The 21,062-nt window shown below is 53.2% G+C and carries 18 protein-coding genes; 10 read left to right on the top strand and 8 right to left on the bottom strand.

Translation table 11 applies throughout. The features are described 5' to 3' along the window. The 9 genes from tuf to rpoC all read left to right on the top strand — a co-directional run. Positions 1–1,011, top strand: a 1,011-nt coding sequence (gene tuf, locus OGV71_RS07655; RefSeq protein ID WP_127674166.1) for an elongation factor Tu, incomplete at its 5' end; no start/stop codon positions are given. Between the two features lie 230 nt (positions 1,012–1,241). Further along, positions 1,242–1,625: a preprotein translocase subunit SecE gene (secE, locus tag OGV71_RS07660; RefSeq protein WP_003033128.1), complete on the top strand. Its 384-nt coding sequence runs from the start codon at positions 1,242–1,244 to the stop codon at positions 1,623–1,625. Between the two features lies 1 nt (position 1,626). Then, positions 1,627–2,172 carry a transcription termination/antitermination protein NusG gene (gene nusG / locus OGV71_RS07665; protein WP_003033125.1) on the top strand — a complete coding sequence of 182 codons (546 nt, stop codon included), beginning with the start codon at positions 1,627–1,629 and terminating at the stop codon, positions 2,170–2,172. Between the two features lie 154 nt (positions 2,173–2,326). Beyond that, positions 2,327–2,755, top strand: a complete 429-nt coding sequence (rplK, locus tag OGV71_RS07670) for a 50S ribosomal protein L11 (RefSeq protein ID WP_006688357.1) — start codon at positions 2,327–2,329, stop codon at positions 2,753–2,755. Between the two features lie 3 nt (positions 2,756–2,758). Further along, the gene (rplA, locus tag OGV71_RS07675; RefSeq protein ID WP_003033119.1) at positions 2,759–3,466 is read left to right on the top strand and encodes a 50S ribosomal protein L1; all 708 of its coding nucleotides are present in this window, start codon (positions 2,759–2,761) and stop codon (positions 3,464–3,466) included. A gap of 414 nt (positions 3,467–3,880) precedes the next feature. Beyond that, positions 3,881–4,378 (top strand): 50S ribosomal protein L10, encoded by a 498-nt coding sequence (gene rplJ / locus OGV71_RS07680; RefSeq protein ID WP_001207203.1) that lies wholly within the window; start codon positions 3,881–3,883, stop codon positions 4,376–4,378. Positions 4,379–4,444: 66 nt separating this feature from the next. Then, positions 4,445–4,810, top strand: a complete 366-nt coding sequence (gene rplL, locus OGV71_RS07685; RefSeq protein WP_003033114.1) for a 50S ribosomal protein L7/L12 — start codon at positions 4,445–4,447, stop codon at positions 4,808–4,810. 320 nt (positions 4,811–5,130) lie between these two features. After that, on the top strand, positions 5,131–9,159 hold the full coding sequence (rpoB, locus tag OGV71_RS07690; protein ID WP_003033111.1) for a DNA-directed RNA polymerase subunit beta: 4,029 nt from the start codon (positions 5,131–5,133) through the stop codon (positions 9,157–9,159). Positions 9,160–9,235: 76 nt separating this feature from the next. After that, the gene (rpoC, locus tag OGV71_RS07695; RefSeq protein WP_003033107.1) at positions 9,236–13,459 is read left to right on the top strand and encodes a DNA-directed RNA polymerase subunit beta'; all 4,224 of its coding nucleotides are present in this window, start codon (positions 9,236–9,238) and stop codon (positions 13,457–13,459) included. Between the two features lie 111 nt (positions 13,460–13,570). On the opposite strand, the gene OGV71_RS07700 is transcribed toward rpoC, so the two are convergent. Both OGV71_RS07700 and OGV71_RS07705 read right to left on the bottom strand, forming a co-directional pair. Further along, positions 13,571–13,888 (bottom strand): PTS lactose/cellobiose transporter subunit IIA, encoded by a 318-nt coding sequence (locus OGV71_RS07700; protein WP_003033104.1) that lies wholly within the window; start codon positions 13,886–13,888, stop codon positions 13,571–13,573. A 4-nt stretch (positions 13,889–13,892) separates the two neighbouring features. Then, positions 13,893–14,198, bottom strand: coding sequence for a PTS sugar transporter subunit IIB (locus OGV71_RS07705; RefSeq protein ID WP_003033102.1), 306 nt, complete (start codon positions 14,196–14,198; stop codon positions 13,893–13,895). 1,091 nt (positions 14,199–15,289) lie between these two features. Here OGV71_RS07705 and cspG point away from each other — a divergent pair. Next, the gene (gene cspG, locus OGV71_RS07710; protein WP_003033098.1) at positions 15,290–15,502 is read left to right on the top strand and encodes a cold shock protein CspG; all 213 of its coding nucleotides are present in this window, start codon (positions 15,290–15,292) and stop codon (positions 15,500–15,502) included. Between the two features lie 119 nt (positions 15,503–15,621). Here the strand turns inward: cspG and thiH are convergent, their stop codons facing one another. Genes thiH through thiC form a run of 6 tightly spaced genes read right to left on the bottom strand, consistent with a single transcriptional unit; the run spans position 15,622 to position 20,989 of the window. Next, a complete protein-coding gene (thiH, locus tag OGV71_RS07715) occupies positions 15,622–16,755 on the bottom strand; it encodes a 2-iminoacetate synthase ThiH (RefSeq protein ID WP_204584297.1) in 1,134 nt (377 codons plus the stop codon). Continuing rightward, entirely contained in the window at positions 16,752–17,522 is a 771-nt protein-coding gene (gene thiG, locus OGV71_RS07720; protein WP_204584295.1) for a thiazole synthase, read from the bottom strand. The genes thiH and thiG overlap by 4 nt, the downstream gene beginning before the upstream one ends. A 1-nt stretch (position 17,523) precedes the next feature. Next, entirely contained in the window at positions 17,524–17,724 is a 201-nt protein-coding gene (thiS, locus tag OGV71_RS07725) for a sulfur carrier protein ThiS (protein ID WP_003033088.1), read from the bottom strand. Then, entirely contained in the window at positions 17,705–18,463 is a 759-nt protein-coding gene (locus OGV71_RS07730) for a HesA/MoeB/ThiF family protein (protein ID WP_286533001.1), read from the bottom strand. The genes thiS and OGV71_RS07730 overlap by 20 nt, the downstream gene beginning before the upstream one ends. After that, positions 18,456–19,091: a thiamine phosphate synthase gene (gene thiE, locus OGV71_RS07735; protein ID WP_286533003.1), complete on the bottom strand. Its 636-nt coding sequence runs from the start codon at positions 19,089–19,091 to the stop codon at positions 18,456–18,458. Before thiE ends, OGV71_RS07730 begins: the two co-directional genes overlap by 8 nt. Further along, entirely contained in the window at positions 19,091–20,989 is a 1,899-nt protein-coding gene (gene thiC / locus OGV71_RS07740) for a phosphomethylpyrimidine synthase ThiC (RefSeq protein ID WP_204584291.1), read from the bottom strand. Before thiC ends, thiE begins: the two co-directional genes overlap by 1 nt. Positions 20,990–21,062: the final 73 nt, after the last annotated feature.

The following is a 21,062-nucleotide window of genomic DNA, read 5'->3' on the forward strand; positions in this document are numbered from 1 at the left end:
CGTGGTATCACCATCAACACTTCTCACGTTGAATATGACACCCCGACTCGCCACTACGCACACGTAGACTGCCCGGGCCACGCCGACTATGTTAAAAACATGATCACCGGTGCTGCGCAGATGGACGGCGCGATCCTGGTTGTTGCTGCGACTGACGGCCCGATGCCGCAGACTCGTGAGCACATCCTGCTGGGTCGTCAGGTAGGCGTTCCGTACATCATCGTGTTCCTGAACAAATGCGACATGGTTGATGACGAAGAGCTGCTGGAACTGGTAGAAATGGAAGTTCGTGAACTTCTGTCTCAGTACGATTTCCCGGGCGACGACACTCCGATCGTTCGTGGTTCTGCTCTGAAAGCGCTGGAAGGCGAAGCAGAGTGGGAAGCGAAAATCATCGAACTGGCTGGCTTCCTGGATTCTTACATTCCAGAACCAGAGCGTGCGATTGACAAGCCGTTCCTGCTGCCTATCGAAGACGTATTCTCCATCTCCGGTCGTGGTACCGTTGTTACCGGTCGTGTAGAGCGCGGTATCATCAAAGTTGGTGAAGAAGTTGAAATCGTTGGTATCAAAGAGACTGCTAAGTCTACCTGTACTGGCGTTGAAATGTTCCGCAAACTGCTGGACGAAGGCCGTGCTGGTGAGAACGTTGGTGTTCTGCTGCGTGGTATCAAACGTGAAGAAATCGAACGTGGTCAGGTACTGGCTAAGCCGGGCTCTATCAAGCCGCACACCAAGTTCGAATCTGAAGTGTACATTCTGTCCAAAGACGAAGGCGGCCGTCATACTCCGTTCTTCAAAGGCTACCGTCCGCAGTTCTACTTCCGTACTACTGACGTGACTGGTACCATCGAACTGCCGGAAGGCGTAGAGATGGTAATGCCGGGCGACAACATCAAAATGGTTGTTACCCTGATCCACCCGATCGCGATGGACGACGGTCTGCGTTTCGCAATCCGTGAAGGCGGCCGTACTGTTGGTGCGGGCGTTGTTGCCAAAGTAATGAGCTAATTGCCGAATAACATTTGACGCAATGCGCAATAAAAGGGCATCATTTGATGCCCTTTTTGCACGCTTTCACACCAGAACCTGGCTCATCAGTGATTTTTTTTGTCATAATCATTGCTGAGACAGGCTCTGAAGAGGGCGTTTAGTCCGAAACGCACCAGAGCATTTCGGTTTGGATCGCCTCGCTTACGCGGGGTGAAAATGTTTGTAGAATACTTCTGACAGGTTGGTTTATGAGTGCGAATACCGAAGCTCAAGGAAGCGGGCGCGGCCTGGAAGCGATGAAGTGGGTTGTTGTCGCTGTATTGCTGCTTGTAGCTATCGTTGGCAACTACCTCTATCGTGACATGATGCTGCCGCTGCGTGCGCTGGCCGTAGTGATTCTGATTGCCGCAGCGGGTGGTGTCGCGCTGTTGACAACAAAAGGTAAAGCGACCGTTGCTTTTGCCCGTGAAGCGAGAACCGAAGTCCGTAAGGTCATTTGGCCAACTCGCCAGGAAACATTGCACACCACATTAATTGTGGCTGCGGTTACCGCAGTAATGTCACTGATCCTGTGGGGACTGGATGGTATTCTGGTTCGCCTGGTATCCTTTATCACTGGCCTGAGGTTCTAAGATGTCTGAAGCCCCTAAAAAGCGCTGGTACGTCGTTCAGGCGTTTTCCGGTTTTGAAGGCCGCGTAGCCACGTCGCTGCGCGAATATATCAAGTTACAAAATATGGAAGAGCTGTTTGGCGAAGTCATGGTGCCGACCGAAGAAGTGGTCGAAATCCGTGGTGGCCAGCGTCGCAAGAGCGAACGTAAATTCTTCCCGGGCTATGTACTGGTCCAGATGGTGATGAATGACGCAAGCTGGCACCTGGTGCGTAGCGTGCCGCGTGTGATGGGCTTTATCGGTGGTACATCTGACCGTCCGGCGCCGATCAGCGACAAAGAAGTTGATGCGATCATGAACCGTCTGCAGCAGGTTGGTGATAAACCGCGTCCGAAAACGATGTTTGAGCCAGGTGAAATGGTTCGCGTTAGTGACGGTCCGTTTGCTGACTTTAACGGCGTGGTTGAAGAAGTGGACTACGAGAAGTCCCGCCTGAAAGTCTCTGTTTCTATCTTTGGTCGTGCGACCCCGGTAGAACTGGACTTTGCCCAGGTAGAAAAAGCCTAAACAGCGATCAAAAAAGCGGCGATTTAATCGTTGCACAAGGCGCGAGATTGGAATACAATTTCGCGCCTTTTGTTTTTATGGACCCTGTCCGTAAAACGAATTTAATCACGGGGAGCCTCCTTGAGGCGCTATAACCCAACTAGAGGAATTTAGAATGGCTAAGAAAGTCCAGGCCTACGTCAAGCTGCAAGTTGCAGCTGGTATGGCTAACCCGAGTCCGCCGGTAGGTCCAGCACTGGGTCAACAAGGCGTGAACATCATGGAATTCTGCAAAGCGTTCAACGCAAAAACTGATTCCATGGAAAAAGGTCTGCCGATCCCGGTTGTTATCACCGTTTACGCTGACCGTTCTTTCACTTTCGTTACCAAAACGCCTCCGGCAGCAGTTCTGCTGAAGAAAGCGGCTGGTATCAAGTCTGGTTCCGGTAAGCCGAACAAAGACAAAGTGGGTAAAATTTCCCGCGCTCAGCTGCAGGAAATCGCGCAGACCAAAGCTGCCGACATGACTGGTGCCGACATTGAAGCGATGACTCGCTCCATTGAAGGTACTGCACGTTCCATGGGCCTGGTAGTGGAGGACTAAGAAATGGCTAAACTGACCAAGCGTATGCGCGTGATCCGTGACAAAGTTGATGCAACTAAACAGTACGACATCAACGAAGCTATTGCTCTGCTGAAAGAGCTGGCCACTGCTAAATTCGTAGAAAGCGTAGACGTTGCCGTTAACCTCGGCATCGATGCTCGTAAATCTGACCAGAACGTACGTGGTGCAACTGTACTGCCGCACGGTACTGGCCGTTCCGTTCGCGTAGCCGTATTTGCCCAGGGCGCAAACGCTGAAGCTGCTAAAGCTGCAGGCGCTGAGCTGGTAGGTATGGAAGATCTGGCTGACCAGATCAAGAAAGGCGAAATGAACTTTGACGTTGTTATTGCTTCCCCGGATGCAATGCGCGTTGTTGGCCAGCTGGGCCAGGTTCTGGGCCCGCGCGGCCTGATGCCAAACCCGAAAGTTGGTACTGTAACCCCTAACGTTGCTGAAGCGGTTAAGAACGCTAAAGCAGGTCAGGTTCGTTACCGTAACGACAAAAACGGCATCATCCATACCACCATCGGTAAAGTGGATTTTGACGCTGACAAACTGAAAGAAAACCTGGAATCTCTGCTGGTTGCGCTGAAAAAAGCGAAACCGACTCAGGCTAAAGGCGTGTACATCAAGAAAGTTAGCATCTCCACCACCATGGGTGCTGGTGTTGCCGTTGATCAGTCCGGTCTGACTGCGACTGTGGCGAACTAATATTCGCCTTTACGTGGGCGGTGATTTTGTCTACAATCTTACCCCCACGTTTCTGCTAATTGCAGACGTATATCCGAGATATTCAGGCTGTGGCAAGGCGACAACTGAGTGAATCGCCAGGAGCATAGTTAACTATGTGACTGGTGTGAACGAAGGCAGTCAACGCCGGCACAGATTGAATAGCGACAGATAGACAAGATTTGTTCGTTGGAGCCTGGCCTATCCAGGCCTCCGTCGAAGACCGCAGGTGTTTCGTAAGAAACTTAATGCCCTGCGTAGACGGTGACAGAACGCTAAGATTATTTCTGATACTCTGGCTTGTTTCTGCTCACCGTATTTAGACGCTCTCTCCGTTGGGGAGAGTGAAGTGAGTTCCGGAACATGAGTTCCGGCAAACATCCAGGAGCAAAGCTAATGGCTTTAAATCTTCAAGACAAACAAGCGATTGTTGCTGAAGTCAGCGAAGTAGCCAAAGGCGCGCTGTCTGCAGTAGTTGCGGATTCCCGTGGCGTAACTGTAGATAAAATGACTGAACTGCGTAAAGCAGGTCGTGAAGCTGGCGTATACATGCGTGTTGTTCGTAACACCCTGCTGCGCCGCGTCGTTGAAGGTACTCAGTTCGAGTGCCTGAAAGACACGTTTGTTGGTCCGACCCTGATTGCATACTCTATGGAACACCCGGGCGCTGCTGCTCGTCTGTTCAAAGAGTTCGCGAAAGCGAATGCAAAATTTGAGGTCAAAGCCGCAGCCTTTGAAGGTGAATTGATCCCGGCATCGCAAATCGATCGCCTGGCAACTCTGCCGACCTACGAAGAAGCAATTGCACGCCTGATGGCAACCATGAAAGAAGCTTCGGCTGGCAAACTGGTTCGTACTCTGGCTGCTGTACGCGATGCGAAAGAAGCTGCTTAATCGCAGTTATCTTTCTCAAGCATCTGCTTACGTATAAACTTATTCTGATTTTCAGGAACAATTTAAATGTCTATCACTAAAGATCAAATCATTGAAGCAGTATCCGCTATGTCCGTAATGGACGTTGTAGAACTGATCTCTGCAATGGAAGAAAAATTCGGTGTTTCCGCTGCTGCTGCTGTAGCTGTAGCTGCTGGCCCGGCTGAAGCTGCTGAAGAAAAAACTGAATTCGACGTAATTCTGAAAGCTGCTGGCGCTAACAAAGTTGCTGTTATCAAAGCAGTACGTGGCGCAACTGGCCTGGGTCTGAAAGAAGCTAAAGACCTGGTAGAATCTGCTCCGGCTGCCCTGAAAGAAGGCATCAGCAAAGACGACGCAGAAGCACTGAAAAAATCTCTGGAAGAAGCTGGCGCTGAAGTTGAAGTTAAATAAGCCAACTTTTCTGGTTGCAGCCTAAGAAATTAGGCTGATGGCTGGTGACTTTTTAGTCACCAGCCTTTTTGCGCTGTAAGGCGCCAGTAGCATTTCACACTGTTTGACTACTGCTGTGCCTTTCAATGCTTGTTTCTATCGACGTCTTAATATACTGCGACAGAGCATCAGTTCTGTGTAAATCGCAATGAAATGGTTTAAGCGTGATAGCAACAGGCATTGCGGAAAGTATTCGATTTTCCGGTCAACAAAATAGTGTTGCACAAACTGTCCCTTCGTCGGACAGATGGGTCGACTTGTCAGCGAGCTGAGGAACCCTAATGGTTTACTCCTATACCGAGAAAAAACGTATTCGTAAGGATTTTGGTAAACGTCCACAAGTGTTGGACATACCTTATCTCCTTTCTATCCAGCTTGACTCGTTTCAGAAGTTCATCGAGCAAGATCCTGAAGGGCAGTATGGTCTGGAAGCAGCTTTCCGTTCCGTTTTCCCGATTCAGAGCTACAGCGGTAATTCCGAGCTGCAATACGTCAGCTACCGCCTTGGCGAACCGGTGTTTGACGTTCAGGAATGTCAGATCCGTGGCGTGACCTATTCCGCACCGCTGCGCGTAAAACTGCGTCTGGTGATCTACGAGCGCGAAGCGCCGGAAGGCACCGTAAAAGACATTAAAGAACAAGAAGTCTACATGGGCGAAATTCCGCTCATGACTGACAACGGTACCTTTGTAATCAATGGTACTGAGCGTGTTATCGTTTCTCAGCTGCACCGTAGTCCTGGCGTCTTCTTTGACTCCGACAAAGGTAAAACCCACTCTTCGGGTAAAGTGCTGTATAACGCGCGCATCATCCCTTACCGTGGTTCCTGGCTGGACTTCGAATTCGATCCGAAGGACAACCTGTTCGTACGTATTGACCGTCGCCGTAAACTGCCTGCGACCATTATTCTGCGTGCACTGAACTACACCACTGAGCAGATCCTTGACCTGTTCTTTGAAAAAGTTGTTTTCGAAATTCGCGACAACAAGCTGCAGATGGAACTGGTGCCGGAACGCCTGCGTGGTGAAACCGCCTCCTTTGACATTGAAGCTAACGGCAAAGTCTACGTCGAAAAAGGCCGTCGCATCACTGCGCGCCACATTCGCCAACTGGAAAAAGACGATATCAAACATATCGAAGTTCCGGTTGAATACATTGCTGGTAAAGTTGCGGCTAAAGACTACGTTGACGAATCTACTGGCGAGCTGATCTGCGCAGCTAACATGGAGCTGAGCCTGGATCTGCTGGCTAAGCTGAGCCAGTCTGGTCACAAGCGTATCGAAACGCTGTTCACTAACGATCTGGACCACGGTCCGTACATTTCTGAAACTGTACGCGTCGACCCAACCAACGATCGTCTGAGCGCGCTGGTAGAAATCTACCGCATGATGCGCCCTGGTGAGCCGCCGACTCGTGAAGCTGCTGAAAGCCTGTTCGAGAACCTGTTCTTCTCCGAAGACCGCTATGACCTGTCTGCGGTCGGTCGTATGAAGTTCAACCGTTCTCTGCTGCGCGACGAAATCGAAGGTTCCGGTATCCTGAGCAAAGACGACATCATCGAAGTGATGAAGAAGCTCATCGATATCCGTAACGGTAAAGGCGAAGTCGATGATATCGACCACCTCGGCAACCGTCGTATCCGTTCCGTAGGCGAAATGGCGGAAAACCAGTTCCGCGTTGGCCTGGTACGTGTTGAGCGTGCGGTGAAAGAGCGTCTGTCTCTGGGCGATCTGGATACCCTGATGCCTCAGGATATGATCAACGCCAAGCCGATTTCTGCAGCAGTGAAAGAGTTCTTTGGTTCCAGCCAGCTGTCTCAGTTTATGGACCAGAACAACCCGCTGTCTGAGATTACGCACAAACGTCGTATCTCTGCACTCGGCCCAGGCGGTCTGACCCGTGAACGCGCAGGCTTCGAAGTTCGAGACGTACACCCGACTCACTACGGTCGCGTATGTCCAATCGAAACGCCTGAAGGTCCGAACATCGGTCTGATCAACTCCCTGTCCGTGTATGCACAGACTAACGAATACGGCTTCCTCGAGACTCCGTACCGTAAAGTGACCGACGGTGTTGTAACTGACGAAATTCATTACCTGTCTGCTATCGAAGAAGGCAACTACGTTATCGCTCAGGCGAACTCCAACCTGGATGACGAAGGCCACTTTGTAGAAGATCTGGTTACCTGCCGTAGCAAAGGCGAATCCAGCTTGTTCAGCCGTGATCAGGTTGACTACATGGACGTATCCACCCAGCAGGTGGTATCCGTCGGTGCGTCCCTGATCCCGTTCCTGGAACACGATGACGCCAACCGTGCATTGATGGGTGCGAACATGCAACGTCAGGCGGTTCCGACTCTGCGCGCTGATAAGCCGCTGGTTGGTACCGGTATGGAACGTGCTGTTGCCGTTGACTCCGGTGTTACTGCAGTTGCTAAACGTGGCGGTACTGTTCAGTACGTGGATGCTTCCCGTATCGTTATCAAAGTTAACGAAGACGAGATGTACCCGGGCGAAGCAGGTATCGACATTTATAACCTGACCAAATACACCCGTTCTAACCAGAACACCTGTATCAACCAGATGCCTTGCGTATCTCTGGGCGAGCCGGTTGAACGTGGTGATGTTCTGGCAGACGGTCCGTCCACCGACCTCGGTGAACTGGCGCTGGGCCAGAACATGCGCGTGGCATTCATGCCATGGAATGGTTACAACTTCGAAGACTCCATTCTCGTATCCGAGCGTGTTGTCCAGGAAGACCGTTTCACCACCATCCATATTCAGGAACTGGCATGTGTGTCCCGTGACACCAAGCTGGGGCCAGAAGAGATCACCGCTGACATCCCGAACGTGGGTGAAGCGGCGCTCTCCAAACTGGATGAATCCGGTATCGTTTATATCGGTGCGGAAGTGACCGGTGGTGACATTCTGGTTGGTAAGGTAACGCCGAAAGGTGAAACCCAACTGACGCCAGAAGAGAAGCTGCTGCGTGCGATCTTCGGTGAGAAAGCGTCTGACGTTAAAGACTCTTCTCTGCGCGTGCCAAACGGTGTTTCCGGTACGATTATCGACGTTCAGGTCTTTACTCGCGATGGCGTAGAAAAAGACAAACGTGCGCTGGAAATCGAAGAGATGCAGCTGAAGCAGGCGAAAAAAGACCTGTCTGAAGAACTGCAGATCCTCGAAGCTGGCCTGTTCAGCCGTATCTACGCTGTGCTGGTTTCTGGTGGTGTTGAAGCTGAGAAGCTCGACAAACTGCCGCGTGACCGCTGGTTAGAACTCGGCCTGACCGACGAAGAAAAACAGAATCAGCTGGAACAACTGGCTGAGCAGTACGACGAACTGAAACACGAATTCGAGAAAAAACTCGAAGCGAAGCGCCGTAAAATCACTCAGGGCGATGATCTGGCACCGGGCGTGCTGAAGATTGTTAAGGTTTATCTGGCGGTTAAACGTCGGATCCAGCCTGGTGATAAGATGGCAGGTCGTCACGGTAACAAGGGTGTAATCTCTAAGATCAACCCGATCGAAGATATGCCACACGATGCTAACGGTACGCCGGTAGATATCGTACTGAACCCGCTGGGCGTACCATCGCGTATGAACATCGGTCAGATCCTTGAAACCCACCTGGGTATGGCTGCAAAAGGTATCGGCGATAAGATCAACGCCATGCTGAAACAGCAACAGGAAGTCGCGAAACTGCGCGAATTCATCCAGCGTGCTTACGATCTGGGTTCAGATGTTCGTCAGAAAGTTGACCTGAATACCTTCAGTGATGAAGAAGTTCTGCGTCTGGCTGAAAACCTGAAAAAAGGTATGCCGATCGCAACGCCGGTATTCGACGGTGCGAAAGAGTCTGAAATCAAGGAACTGTTACAGCTGGGTGGCCTGCCGACTTCCGGTCAGATCACACTGTTCGACGGTCGTACCGGTGAGCAGTTCGAGCGCCAGGTTACCGTTGGCTACATGTACATGCTGAAACTGAACCACCTGGTTGATGACAAGATGCATGCGCGTTCTACCGGTTCTTACAGCCTGGTTACTCAGCAGCCGCTGGGTGGTAAGGCGCAGTTCGGTGGTCAGCGCTTCGGGGAGATGGAAGTGTGGGCGCTGGAAGCATATGGCGCAGCATACACCCTGCAGGAAATGCTCACCGTTAAGTCTGATGACGTGAACGGTCGTACTAAGATGTATAAAAACATCGTGGACGGCAACCATCAGATGGAACCAGGCATGCCGGAATCCTTCAACGTACTGTTGAAAGAGATTCGTTCGCTGGGTATCAACATCGAGCTGGAAGACGAGTAACTCTCGATCAAACAGGTCACTGGTGCTGGCGTAACAGCCAGCGCCAGATTGTGCTAACTCCGACGGGAGCAAATCCGTGAAAGATTTATTAAAGTTTCTGAAAGCGCAGACTAAAACCGAAGAGTTTGATGCGATCAAAATTGCTCTGGCCTCGCCAGACATGATCCGTTCATGGTCTTTCGGTGAAGTTAAGAAGCCGGAAACCATCAACTACCGTACGTTCAAACCTGAACGTGACGGCCTTTTCTGCGCCCGTATCTTTGGGCCGGTAAAAGACTACGAGTGCCTGTGCGGTAAGTACAAGCGCCTGAAACACCGTGGTGTGATCTGTGAGAAGTGCGGCGTTGAAGTGACCCAGACTAAAGTACGCCGTGAGCGTATGGGCCACATCGAGCTGGCGTCTCCGACTGCTCACATCTGGTTCCTGAAATCTCTGCCGTCCCGTATCGGTCTGCTGCTTGATATGCCGCTGCGCGATATCGAACGCGTACTGTACTTCGAATCTTATGTGGTTATCGAAGGCGGTATGACTAACCTGGAACGTCAACAGATCCTGACTGAAGAGCAGTATCTGGACGCGCTGGAAGAGTTCGGTGACGAATTTGACGCGAAGATGGGTGCGGAAGCAATCCAGGCCCTGCTGAAGAGCATGGATCTGGAGCAAGAGTGTGAAACTCTGCGCGAAGAGCTGAACGAAACCAACTCCGAAACCAAGCGTAAGAAGCTGACCAAGCGTATCAAACTGCTGGAAGCCTTCGTACAGTCTGGCAACAAGCCAGAGTGGATGATCCTGACCGTTCTGCCGGTTCTGCCGCCAGATCTGCGTCCGCTGGTTCCGCTGGATGGTGGTCGTTTCGCAACGTCGGATCTGAACGATCTGTATCGTCGCGTTATCAACCGTAACAACCGTCTGAAGCGTCTGCTGGATCTGGCTGCGCCGGACATCATCGTACGCAACGAAAAACGTATGCTGCAGGAAGCGGTTGATGCCCTGCTGGATAACGGTCGTCGCGGTCGTGCGATCACCGGTTCTAACAAACGTCCTCTGAAATCTTTGGCCGACATGATCAAAGGTAAGCAGGGTCGTTTCCGTCAGAACTTGCTCGGTAAGCGCGTTGACTACTCCGGTCGTTCTGTTATCACCGTAGGTCCATACCTGCGTCTGCATCAGTGCGGCCTGCCGAAGAAAATGGCACTGGAACTGTTCAAACCGTTCATCTACGGCAAGCTGGAACTGCGTGGCCTGGCCACCACCATCAAAGCCGCTAAGAAAATGGTTGAGCGTGAAGAAGCTGTCGTTTGGGATATCCTGGACGAAGTTATCCGCGAACACCCGGTACTGCTGAACCGTGCACCAACACTGCACCGTCTGGGTATCCAGGCATTTGAACCGGTACTGATCGAAGGTAAAGCTATCCAGCTTCACCCACTGGTTTGTGCGGCATATAACGCCGACTTCGATGGTGACCAGATGGCTGTTCACGTACCGCTGACGCTGGAAGCCCAGCTCGAAGCGCGTGCGCTGATGATGTCTACCAACAACATCCTGTCTCCGGCGAACGGCGAACCTATCATCGTTCCGTCTCAGGACGTTGTATTGGGTCTGTACTACATGACCCGTGACTGTGTTAACGCCAAAGGCGAAGGCATGGTGCTGACTGGCCCGAAAGAAGCTGAGCGTATCTATCGCGCAGGTCTGGCCTCTCTGCATGCGCGCGTTAAAGTGCGTATCACTGAATACGAAAAAGATGAAAACGGCGAATTCGTTGCGCACACCAGTCTGAAAGACACGACCGTTGGTCGCGCCATTCTGTGGATGATCGTACCGAAAGGTCTGCCTTTCTCCATCGTCAACCAGGCGCTGGGCAAGAAAGCTATCTCCAAAATGCTGAACACCTGTTACCGCATTCTGGGCCTGAAGCCGACCGTTATCTTCGCTGACCAGACAATGTACACCGGCTTTGCTTATGCAGCGCGTTCAGGTGCATCTGTTGGTATTGATGACATGGTCATCCCAGAGAAGAAACACGAGATCATCTCTGAAGCGGAAGCTGAAGTTGCTGAGATCCAGGAGCAGTTCCAGTCCGGTCTGGTAACCGCGGGCGAACGCTATAACAAAGTTATCGATATCTGGGCTGCGGCGAACGATCGTGTATCCAAAGCGATGATGGATAACCTGCAAACCGAAACCGTTATTAACCGTGACGGCGTAGAAGAGCAGCAGGTTTCCTTCAACAGCATCTACATGATGGCCGACTCCGGTGCGCGTGGTTCTGCAGCACAGATTCGTCAGCTGGCCGGTATGCGTGGTCTGATGGCGAAGCCAGATGGCTCCATCATCGAAACGCCAATCACCGCGAACTTCCGTGAAGGTCTGAACGTACTCCAGTACTTCATCTCTACTCACGGTGCGCGTAAAGGTCTGGCGGATACCGCACTGAAAACAGCGAACTCCGGTTATCTGACTCGTCGTCTGGTCGACGTTGCGCAGGACCTGGTTGTTACTGAAGACGATTGCGGCACTCTGGAAGGCATCACCATGACCCCGGTTATCGAGGGTGGTGATGTTAAAGAGCCGCTGCGCGATCGCGTTCTGGGTCGTGTAACTGCTGAAGACGTTCTGAAGCCGGGTACGGCGGATATTCTGGTTCCACGCAACACGCTGCTGCACGAACAGTGGTGTGATCTGCTGGAAGAGAACTCCGTTGACTCCGTTAAAGTCCGTTCTGTTGTATCTTGTGACACCGACTTTGGTGTATGTGCGCACTGCTACGGTCGTGACCTGGCGCGTGGCCACATCATCAACAAAGGTGAAGCAATCGGCGTTATCGCGGCACAGTCCATCGGTGAACCGGGTACACAGCTGACGATGCGTACGTTCCACATCGGTGGTGCGGCATCTCGTGCGGCTGCTGAATCCAGCATCCAGGTGAAAAACAAAGGTAGCATCCGTCTGAGCAACGCGAAGTCGGTTGTGAACTCCAGCGGTAAACTGGTTATCACCTCACGTAACACCGAACTGAAACTGATCGACGAATTCGGCCGTACCAAAGAAAGCTATAAAGTGCCTTACGGCTCCGTTATGGCGAAAGGTGATGGCGAACAGGTTGCTGGCGGCGAAACCGTAGCAAACTGGGATCCGCACACCATGCCGGTTATCACCGAAGTGAGTGGTTTTGTCCGCTTCACTGACATGATCGACGGCCAGACCATTACTCGTCAGACCGACGAGCTGACCGGTCTGTCTTCTCTGGTGGTTCTGGATTCTGCAGAGCGTACTGCGGGTGGTAAAGACCTGCGTCCGGCACTGAAAATTGTTGATGCTCAGGGCAACGACGTTCTGATCCCAGGCACCGATATGCCTGCTCAGTACTTCCTGCCGGGTAAAGCGATTGTTCAGCTGGAAGATGGCGTACAGATCAGTTCTGGTGACACCCTGGCGCGTGTTCCGCAGGAATCCGGCGGTACCAAGGATATCACCGGTGGTCTGCCGCGCGTTGCTGACCTGTTCGAAGCACGTCGTCCGAAAGAGCCGGCAATCCTGGCTGAAATCAGCGGCATCATTTCCTTCGGTAAAGAAACCAAAGGTAAACGTCGTCTGGTTATCACCCCGGTAGACGGTAGCGAACCGTACGAAGAGATGATTCCGAAATGGCGTCAGCTCAACGTGTTCGAAGGTGAACGTGTAGAACGTGGTGACGTTGTTTCCGACGGTCCGGAAGCGCCGCACGACATCCTGCGTCTGCGTGGTGTGCATGCTGTAACTCGTTACATTGTTAACGAAGTTCAGGACGTATACCGTCTGCAGGGTGTTAAGATTAACGATAAACACATCGAAGTTATCGTTCGTCAGATGCTGCGTAAAGCCACCATCGAAAGCGCTGGTAGCTCCGACTTCCTGGAAGGCGAGCAGGTTGAATACTCCCGCGTCAAGATCGCTAACCGCGAGCTGGAAGCGAACGGCAAAGTGGGTGCAACGTTCTCCCGCGATCTGCTGGGTATCACCAAAGCGTCTCTGGCAACCGAGTCCTTCATCTCTGCAGCATCGTTCCAGGAAACCACGCGTGTCCTGACCGAAGCCGCTGTTGCAGGTAAACGTGATGAACTGCGCGGTCTGAAAGAGAACGTAATCGTGGGTCGTCTGATCCCGGCAGGTACCGGTTACGCGTACCACCAGGATCGTATGCGCCGTCGCGCAGCGGGCGAACTACCAGCTGCACCGCAGGTGACTGCTGAAGATGCGTCTGCCAGCCTGGCAGAACTGCTGAACGCAGGCCTGGGCGGTTCTGACAACGATTAATCGTTGCCGACCAAAATAAAAAACCCGCTTCGGCGGGTTTTTTTATGTCCAGGTTTATTTCTGATGACGCTTATCAGGTCTACGAGGCTACGAAGCCATCCGGCAGTGTCATTAATTTACCGGCGGTAACCGCCGATAAAGCTCAATCATATCTCCCGCCAAATCCTGAATCACCATCGCGTTCATCAGGTGATCCTGCGAATGGACGGTGATGAGATTAACCGGTAGCTTGCCGGTTCCTTCGTCAATTCCGATCAGCTGGGTCTGGATTTTATGCGCTTGTTTAACGTACTCGCGTGATTCCGTCATCGCTTGTTCTGCACCGGAGAAATCACCTTTACGCGCCAGTTGCAATGCCGTCAGGGCCTGGCTGCGTGCAGCGCCAGCGTTTACCAATAACTCCATGATGATCGTTTCTAACTCTTCCATACCATCACTCCAGTAGTTTCAGCGCCTTGTCCAGTACCGCATCGCCTTTCATCATGCCGTAATCCATCATGTCGATAACGGCGACCTTTTTGCCTAGTGGGTCGGCGATCGCCTGTAGCTTGGCCTGTTCATACTTAACCTGTGGACCGAGCAAAACGATATCCGCTGTAGCGATATTCTCTTCAAACTCGGCCACCGGGACGGCTTTGATAGTGACGTCGACGCCTTTTTTCTGGGCGGCATCTTTCATCCTTTGCACCAGCATGCTGGTGGACATTCCGGCGGCACAGCATAAAACGATGTTTTTCATAAGCAGTCTCGATCAACATGTGTGAGTTGATAATTATCGCGAGCCAGCTATAGCAACAACTGCTTTGCAACAATTGTGTGCAAGGCATCACAAAGAAAGCCACTTTTTCTGAAACCGGTTACAAAAAGAGGCCAAACCCTGCGATCTGGACCGGGACCAGCGGCTTTTTGACTCGCTTATCACATGCTGGAATATATAATTACTGTCAATAAAGACATGTTATAAAAAACAGTATTGACAGCGTTTTTTAAACCCGTATGTTAATACTTAACAGCGGAGAAATTGTAGTTTGCTGTTAACGTAGTAAGTGTTAGTAGAGCTTGATTGGGGTTTGCGATAAAGGCCACGAAGTATTTTTGTATGGGATAGTCGATGCTGAAAACGCTATTTTTTCACCTCGACAATGCTTTCAGGCCACGTAGTTGATATATCTAATCGCAAAAAATCAGTAAAACGCGACGATGTAACGCCATGATTTAATAGTAATTGTTAGTGATTTCTGCTTTTTAGTTATCACGAGGGAAATAAGGCAACGCATCAAAGAGTATATGTCGCGAGGGGAAGTGTACTTGTTTAGGTCACCAGCCTTGAGTTCTATTATCAAGCGGGTGGAATGTGTTTAACGGTAAATAGAGGAAAGCTTTAGTTAGTATCAAAATCCAATATTATCTGTAGTAAACGTGTACATTTTAAAGTAGTACCATCAGCAGTATTAAATCGTTAAGTTTATTAATGTTAAATTTGAAGTGTGTAGTAACGTAAAGCCCTGACTGCAATAGTCGGGGCTTTTGTTCATTGTAGATCAAGCTGTTATCCAGGATGCTTAGCCGCGTTGGTTCAACATTGCATCACTCAGTGGGTATTAAAATAATTAATGCTTGCTTAATGATTAGAAGTAGGTCTACTATAGCGGCATCGGTTTGGAACACAGACCTTATGCAAGCAGTTTTAGTAAAGCAGTTCTCAGTTCAAGCGTTATCCTCAGATACTCTTCTTCATGAGCCTCCTCCCTAAGTGCCCCATAAGTTAATTTCTGCAAAACAGGCCATCTTCGCTGCATAAGCGGCTCAAAAACATGAAAGGAAGTATCTATGTCTAACAAAATGACTGGTTTAGTAAAATGGTTTAACTCTGATAAAGGCTTCGGCTTTATCACTCCTCAGGACGGTAGCAAGGATGTGTTTGTGCATTTTTCCGCTATCCAGAGTAACGATTTTAAAACGTTAGACGAAGGTCAAAAGGTGGAGTTCTCCGTGGAGAATGGCGCTAAAGGCCCGTCTGCTGTTAACGTTGTCGCGCTGTAAACGCCGATAATTTCACGAAGGCTTACGATAGCGATGAAGGCCAGAGCCCGAGCAGTTAAGCACCAGTGAAGAAAAAACCCGCGAAAGCGGGTTTTTTTGTTTATGCGATAGCGTTGGACTTAGGGCATCTGTGCCGCGCGTCCCAGATAGCTGTCCCAGTCTTTCCACACGGGCTGTAATCCCTGCGCCATCAGTGCTTCAGCAACGGCTTCCGGGCGACGATCGTCGTGCGGGGAGAACTGTTCCAGTTCGGGGTGGTTATCGGCATAACCACCGGGCTGGGTTTTTGAGAAGGCGCTGACGTTGTTGATCGCCAACGGGATCACATGGTCACGAAACCATGGCGATTCGCGGGTGGAGAGCGACAGCTCAATTTCTGGTGCCAGTAAACGAAACGCGCAAATGGTCTGGACCAACTGTCGCTCATCCATGATCGATGCAGGCTCAACGCCTCCGGTGCATGGGCGCAGGCGAGGGAAGGAGATAGAGTAGCGGCTCTGCCAGTAATGCTGCTGCATCCACAGCAGATGTTCAGCTACCATATAGCAGTCAACCCGCCAGCTGTCAGACAACCCAATCAACGCGCCAAGACCGATTTTGTCGATCCCTGCGCGGCCCAGCCGGTCCGGCGTTTCCAGTCGCCAGAAGAAATCCTGCTTTTTCCCCTTCAGATGGTGGTGGGCGTAAATCGCCTCATGATAGCTCTCCTGATACACCATCACGCCATCCAGCCCCAGCGTCTTCAGCTCCGCATATTCAGCCTCTGACAGCGGCTGTACTTCCATCTGTAAAGAGGCAAACTGGCGGCGAATGGCAGGCAAATGGCGACGAAAGTAATCCATCCCCACTTTGGCCTGATGTTCACCGGTGACCAGTAGCAGATGCTCAAAGCCCAGCTCACGGATAGCCGCACACTCACGTTGTATCTCATCTTCGTCCAGCGTTTTGCGTTTGATACGGTTGCTCATCGAAAAACCGCAGTAGGTGCAGTCGTTGGCACAAAGGTTGGAGAGATACAACGGCACGTAAAAGCTCACCGTGTTGCCAAAACGCTGGCGGGTGAGCTTCTGCGCCCGCTGTGCCAGCGGCTCCAGATAGTCGGCGGCGGCAGGCGAGAGCAGCGCCATCAAATCATCGCGGCTAAGCTGCGAAGCGTTGAGGGCGCGTTCCACGTCAGCGGCGGTTTTCCCGTTGATACGCAGGCGGATGTCGTCCCACTCCAGCTGTCGCCAGCGGTCGGTGAAGGTATTCATGCCAGTGCCTCCAGAAATCCCGTCAACGGGCTGGTGGCCTGCGCGAGCGAGCTTTTGCTGCCGGGGACGGCCTGGCGCGCCAGAAGGCCCGCTTCAACCGCCAGACGGAAAGCGGTGGCCATCATCACCGGATCATCCGCCACGGCAATCGCCGTGTTGACCAGCACCGCGTCGGCGCCCATTTCCAGCGCCTGCGTGGCGTGGCTGGGGACGCCGATGCCTGCATCAACGACCACCGGCACGGTCGCCTGTTGGATAATAATCTCCAGCATCGCTTTGGTTTCCAGCCCCTGGTTGGAGCCGATAGGCGCGCCGAGCGGCATCACCGCCGCGCAGCCCACGTCTTCCAGCCGCTTGCACAGTACCGGATCCGCACCGCAATAGGGCAGCACCACAAAGCCCTGTTTCACCAGCGCTTCGGCAGCTTTTAGCGTTTCAATTGGGTCCGGCAATAGCCAGCGGGCATCCGGGTGGATTTCTAATTTCAGCCAGTTTGTGCCCAGCGCTTCACGCGCCAGTTGGGCGGCGAAAATCGCCTCTTCAGCGGTTTTCGCTCCGGAGGTGTTAGGCAGCAGCGTCACGCCCGCGTCGATAAGCGGGGCCAGAATGGCATCGTTATGCTGGCGCAAATCCACGCGCTTCATCGCCAGCGTCACCATCTGGCTGCCGGAGGCGCGAATCGCCTCGACCATCAGCTGCGATGAGGCAAATTTTCCGGTACCGGTGAACAGATGTGAATCAAACGTTTTGTCGGCAATACGTAACATATCAACCCCCTGCAATAACCTGAAAAAGCAGGATCTGGTCGCCTTCCTGCACGATTTGCTGCTGCCACTGCTCGCGCGGCAGGATCTGCTGATTGAGCGCCAGCGCCGCGCCCGGTTTGAGCTGATTAAGCTCGGTGAGCAGCCCGCTGACGGTTTGTCCCTCGGCGCACTGCATCGGCTCATCATTGAACTGAATCTGCATGTTGCCCTCCGCATACCGGGCAGCCATTGGCCCGACGCAGCGCAAGGCTGCGCCATTGGCTGGTTTTACCGTCAAACAGGCGTAACTCGCCGCTGGGCGTCGCAATGCCGCTAAGCAGTTTGATGACTTCCAGCGCCTGCAAGGTGCCCATCACGCCGACAACCGGGCCGACGATACCGGCTGTACGGCAGTTGCGTTCAGGCTCTACATCATCCGGCCACAGGCAGCGGTAACAACCTTGCTCCCACGGTGGCGTGAGCACCATCAACTGGCCGCCGAAACCGACGGCGCTGGCGGTAACCAAAGGTGTATTCAGCGACACGCAGGCGGCGTTAATTTCCTGACGCGTGGCCATGTTGTCGGTACAGTCGAGCACCACGTCGGCCCGCTCGACAGCGTGCCGCAGCGCATCGCCCGTCAGCCGCTGTTCAAGGACAACCAGCTCGCTGTCCGGGTTAAGACGCGCCAGATGGCGTTCCGCCGCCAGCGCTTTCGGGCGAGCAATGTCGTCGGTGGTGAACAATATTTGCCGTTGCAGATTGCTCAGATGAACGTCGTCATCGTCCGCCAGCGTCAGCGTACCGACGCCCGCTCCCGCCAGATACAGCGCGGCAGGCGAGCCTAATCCGCCCAGACCGACAATCAGCACATGGCTGTCGAGCAGCTTTTGTTGGCCCTCAATAGCGATATCGCCGAGCAGGATCTGCCGGCTGTAGCGCATAAAGTCGCGGTCATTCATCGCCGACTCCCGCTATGTCGAGCAGCTGCGCCGTGGCTGCCTGCCAGTCAGCCGCCTGGGTAATGGCGCTGACCACGGCAATGCTGCCAACACCGGTCGCCAGCACCGATGGTGCACGTTCCAGGCTGATGCCGCCGATGGCGACGGTCGGGTAATCGGCCAGTCGGTTAATATGGCTTGCCAGCTGCGTCAGCCCCTGCGGGGAGGAAGACATCTGCTTGGTTTGCGTGGGGAAAACGTGGCCGAGTGCGATATAAGAAGGCTTAGCCGCCAGCGCGACGTCGATCTCCATATCATCGTGAGTGGATACACCCAGGCGCAGCCCCGCCGCCTGAATCGCCTTCAGATCGGTGGTTTCAAGGTCTTCCTGGCCCAGATGCACGCCGTAAGCGTTGTGCTTAATCGCCAGCCGCCAGTAGTCGTTGATAAACAGGCGGGCGTCATAGCGACGCCCCAGTTCAATGGCGGCCATGACGTCGGCTTCGACCTCTTCATCACGCTTATCTTTAATGCGCAGTTGGATCGTGCGTACGCCCGCCTGCAGCAGGCGTTCAATCCATTGCACGCTGTCCACCACCGGATAAAGCCCGAGGCGGAACGGCACGGTCGGGAAATCAGGCTGGTACATTATGCCTCCTCTTTTTTGAGGTAGATTTCACCGCCTTTGGCGCGGAAGTTCTCCGACATATCTGCCATTCCCACTTCAATAGTTTGCGCGGCGGCGTAGTCGCGTACTTCCTGGCTGATTTTCATCGAGCAGAACTTCGGCCCGCACATGGAGCAGAAGTGGGCGACTTTGCCGGACTCCTGTGGCAGGGTTTCATCGTGATAGGCGCGGGCGGTGGACGGGTCGAGTGCGAGGTTAAACTGGTCTTCCCAGCGGAATTCGAAGCGCGCTTTCGACATCGCGTTGTCGCGGATCTGCGCGCCCGGGTGCCCCTTCGCCAGGTCGGCGGCGTGAGCGGCAATCTTGTAGGTAATCAGCCCTTGCTTCACGTCTTCTTTGTTCGGCAGGCCGAGGTGCTCTTTTGGCGTCACGTAGCACAGCATCGCGCAGCCAAACCAGCCGATCATTGCCGCGCCAATGCCGGAGGTGAAGTGGTCATAGCCCGGCGCGATATCTGTCGTCAACGGCCCTAAGGTGTAGAACGGCGCTTCGTGGCAGCTCTCCAGTTCTTCGGTCATGTTGCGTTGGATCATATGCATCGGCACATGCCCTGGGCCTTCAATCATCACCTGCACGTCGTATTCCCAAGCGATTTTGGTCAGCTCGCCCAGCGTATGCAGTTCGGAGAACTGCGCTTCGTCGTTGGCATCCTGAATCGAACCCGGGCGCAGGCCGTCACCGAGAGAGAGCGAGACGTCGTAGGCGGCGCAGATTTCACAAATTTCGCGGAAATGTTCAAACAGGAAGTTTTCTTTGTGATGCGAGAGGCACCATTTCGCCATAATTGAACCGCCGCGCGAGACAATTCCGGTCAGGCGTTTAGCGGTCATCGGCACGTAGAGCAGCAGTACGCCCGCATGGATAGTGAAGTAGTCGACGCCCTGTTCGGCCTGTTCCAGCAACGTATCGCGGAACGCTTCCCAGGTGAGATCTTCGGCGATCCCATTGACCTTCTCCAGCGCCTGGTAGATCGGTACGGTGCCGATCGGCACCGGGCTGTTACGCAGGATCCACTCGCGGGTTTCGTGAATATAGCGACCGGTGGAAAGGTCCATCACCGTATCTGCGCCCCAGCGGGTCGACCACACCAGTTTTTCGACCTCTTCTTCGATAGAGGAAGTGACCGCCGAGTTACCGATGTTGGCATTCACCTTCACCAGGAAGTTGCGGCCGATGATCATCGGCTCGGATTCCGGGTGGTTGATGTTGGCGGGAATAATCGCCCGGCCCGCAGCGACTTCATCACGCACGAATTCCGGGGTGATATTTTCCGGCAGACGAGCGCCAAAGTTCATCCCCGGATGCTGGTGGCGCAGCACTTCACTACGAATACGCTCGCGGCCCATATTTTCACGGATGGCGATAAACTCCATTTCTGGCGTGACGATCCCCTGACGGGCGTAGTGCAGCTGGGTCACGCGCTTACCGGCTTTGGCGCGCTTTGGCGTCAGTAGGCCGCTGAAACGCAGCTCGTCCAGGCCATCGTCGGCCAGGCGCTCTTTGGTGTAAGCGGAGCTGCGGTCGTCTAATTCTTCGCTGTCGTTACGCGCCGCAATCCACGGCTGGCGCAGTTTCGCCAGGCCCTGCTGGACGTTAATCGCCACGTCAGGATCGCCATACGGCCCGGAGGTGTCGTACACCGGCACGGCTTCGTTGTCTTCAAATTGCGGGTTGTCTTTGCTGCCGCCAATCAGCGTCGGGCTCAGCTGGATTTCGCGCATCGGAATGCGGATATCCGGCTGCGAACCGGTAATATAAATGCGTTTTGAGTTAGGGAAGGCGGTCCCTTCCAGGGTATCGATAAAGTGTTGGGCTTGCGCGCGCTGTTCGCGGCGTGATGGTTTAGTAGTGGCAGACATAGCTCATTCCAAAAAAGTAAGGACGTGGCTTGTCAGACGACGGATGAAGCAAGAGAGGCGATCGCCCAAAGGC

The organism is Citrobacter sp. Cf088, from assembly GCF_030334295.1.
Lineage (GTDB): Bacteria > Pseudomonadota > Gammaproteobacteria > Enterobacterales > Enterobacteriaceae > Citrobacter > Citrobacter freundii.

What these genes read in the sequence shown, in the direction of transcription:
- secE (WP_003033128.1), top strand. Translation starts at nt 1,242, where the DNA reads ATGAGTGCGAATACCGAAGCTCAAGGAAGCGGGCGCGGCCTGGAAGCG.
- nusG (WP_003033125.1), top strand. Translation starts at nt 1,627, where the DNA reads ATGTCTGAAGCCCCTAAAAAGCGCTGGTACGTCGTTCAGGCGTTTTCC.
- rplK (WP_006688357.1), top strand. Translation starts at nt 2,327, where the DNA reads ATGGCTAAGAAAGTCCAGGCCTACGTCAAGCTGCAAGTTGCAGCTGGT.
- rplA (WP_003033119.1), top strand. Translation starts at nt 2,759, where the DNA reads ATGGCTAAACTGACCAAGCGTATGCGCGTGATCCGTGACAAAGTTGAT.
- rplJ (WP_001207203.1), top strand. Translation starts at nt 3,881, where the DNA reads ATGGCTTTAAATCTTCAAGACAAACAAGCGATTGTTGCTGAAGTCAGC.
- rplL (WP_003033114.1), top strand. Translation starts at nt 4,445, where the DNA reads ATGTCTATCACTAAAGATCAAATCATTGAAGCAGTATCCGCTATGTCC.
- rpoB (WP_003033111.1), top strand. Translation starts at nt 5,131, where the DNA reads ATGGTTTACTCCTATACCGAGAAAAAACGTATTCGTAAGGATTTTGGT.
- OGV71_RS07700 (WP_003033104.1), bottom strand. Translation starts at nt 13,888, where the DNA reads ATGGAAGAGTTAGAAACGATCATCATGGAGTTATTGGTAAACGCTGGC.
- OGV71_RS07705 (WP_003033102.1), bottom strand. Translation starts at nt 14,198, where the DNA reads ATGAAAAACATCGTTTTATGCTGTGCCGCCGGAATGTCCACCAGCATG.
- cspG (WP_003033098.1), top strand. Translation starts at nt 15,290, where the DNA reads ATGTCTAACAAAATGACTGGTTTAGTAAAATGGTTTAACTCTGATAAA.
- thiH (WP_204584297.1), bottom strand. Translation starts at nt 16,755, where the DNA reads ATGAATACCTTCACCGACCGCTGGCGACAGCTGGAGTGGGACGACATC.
- thiG (WP_204584295.1), bottom strand. Translation starts at nt 17,522, where the DNA reads ATGTTACGTATTGCCGACAAAACGTTTGATTCACATCTGTTCACCGGT.
- thiS (WP_003033088.1), bottom strand. Translation starts at nt 17,724, where the DNA reads ATGCAGATTCAGTTCAATGATGAGCCGATGCAGTGCGCCGAGGGACAA.
- OGV71_RS07730 (WP_286533001.1), bottom strand. Translation starts at nt 18,463, where the DNA reads ATGAATGACCGCGACTTTATGCGCTACAGCCGGCAGATCCTGCTCGGC.
- thiE (WP_286533003.1), bottom strand. Translation starts at nt 19,091, where the DNA reads ATGTACCAGCCTGATTTCCCGACCGTGCCGTTCCGCCTCGGGCTTTAT.
- thiC (WP_204584291.1), bottom strand. Translation starts at nt 20,989, where the DNA reads ATGTCTGCCACTACTAAACCATCACGCCGCGAACAGCGCGCGCAAGCC.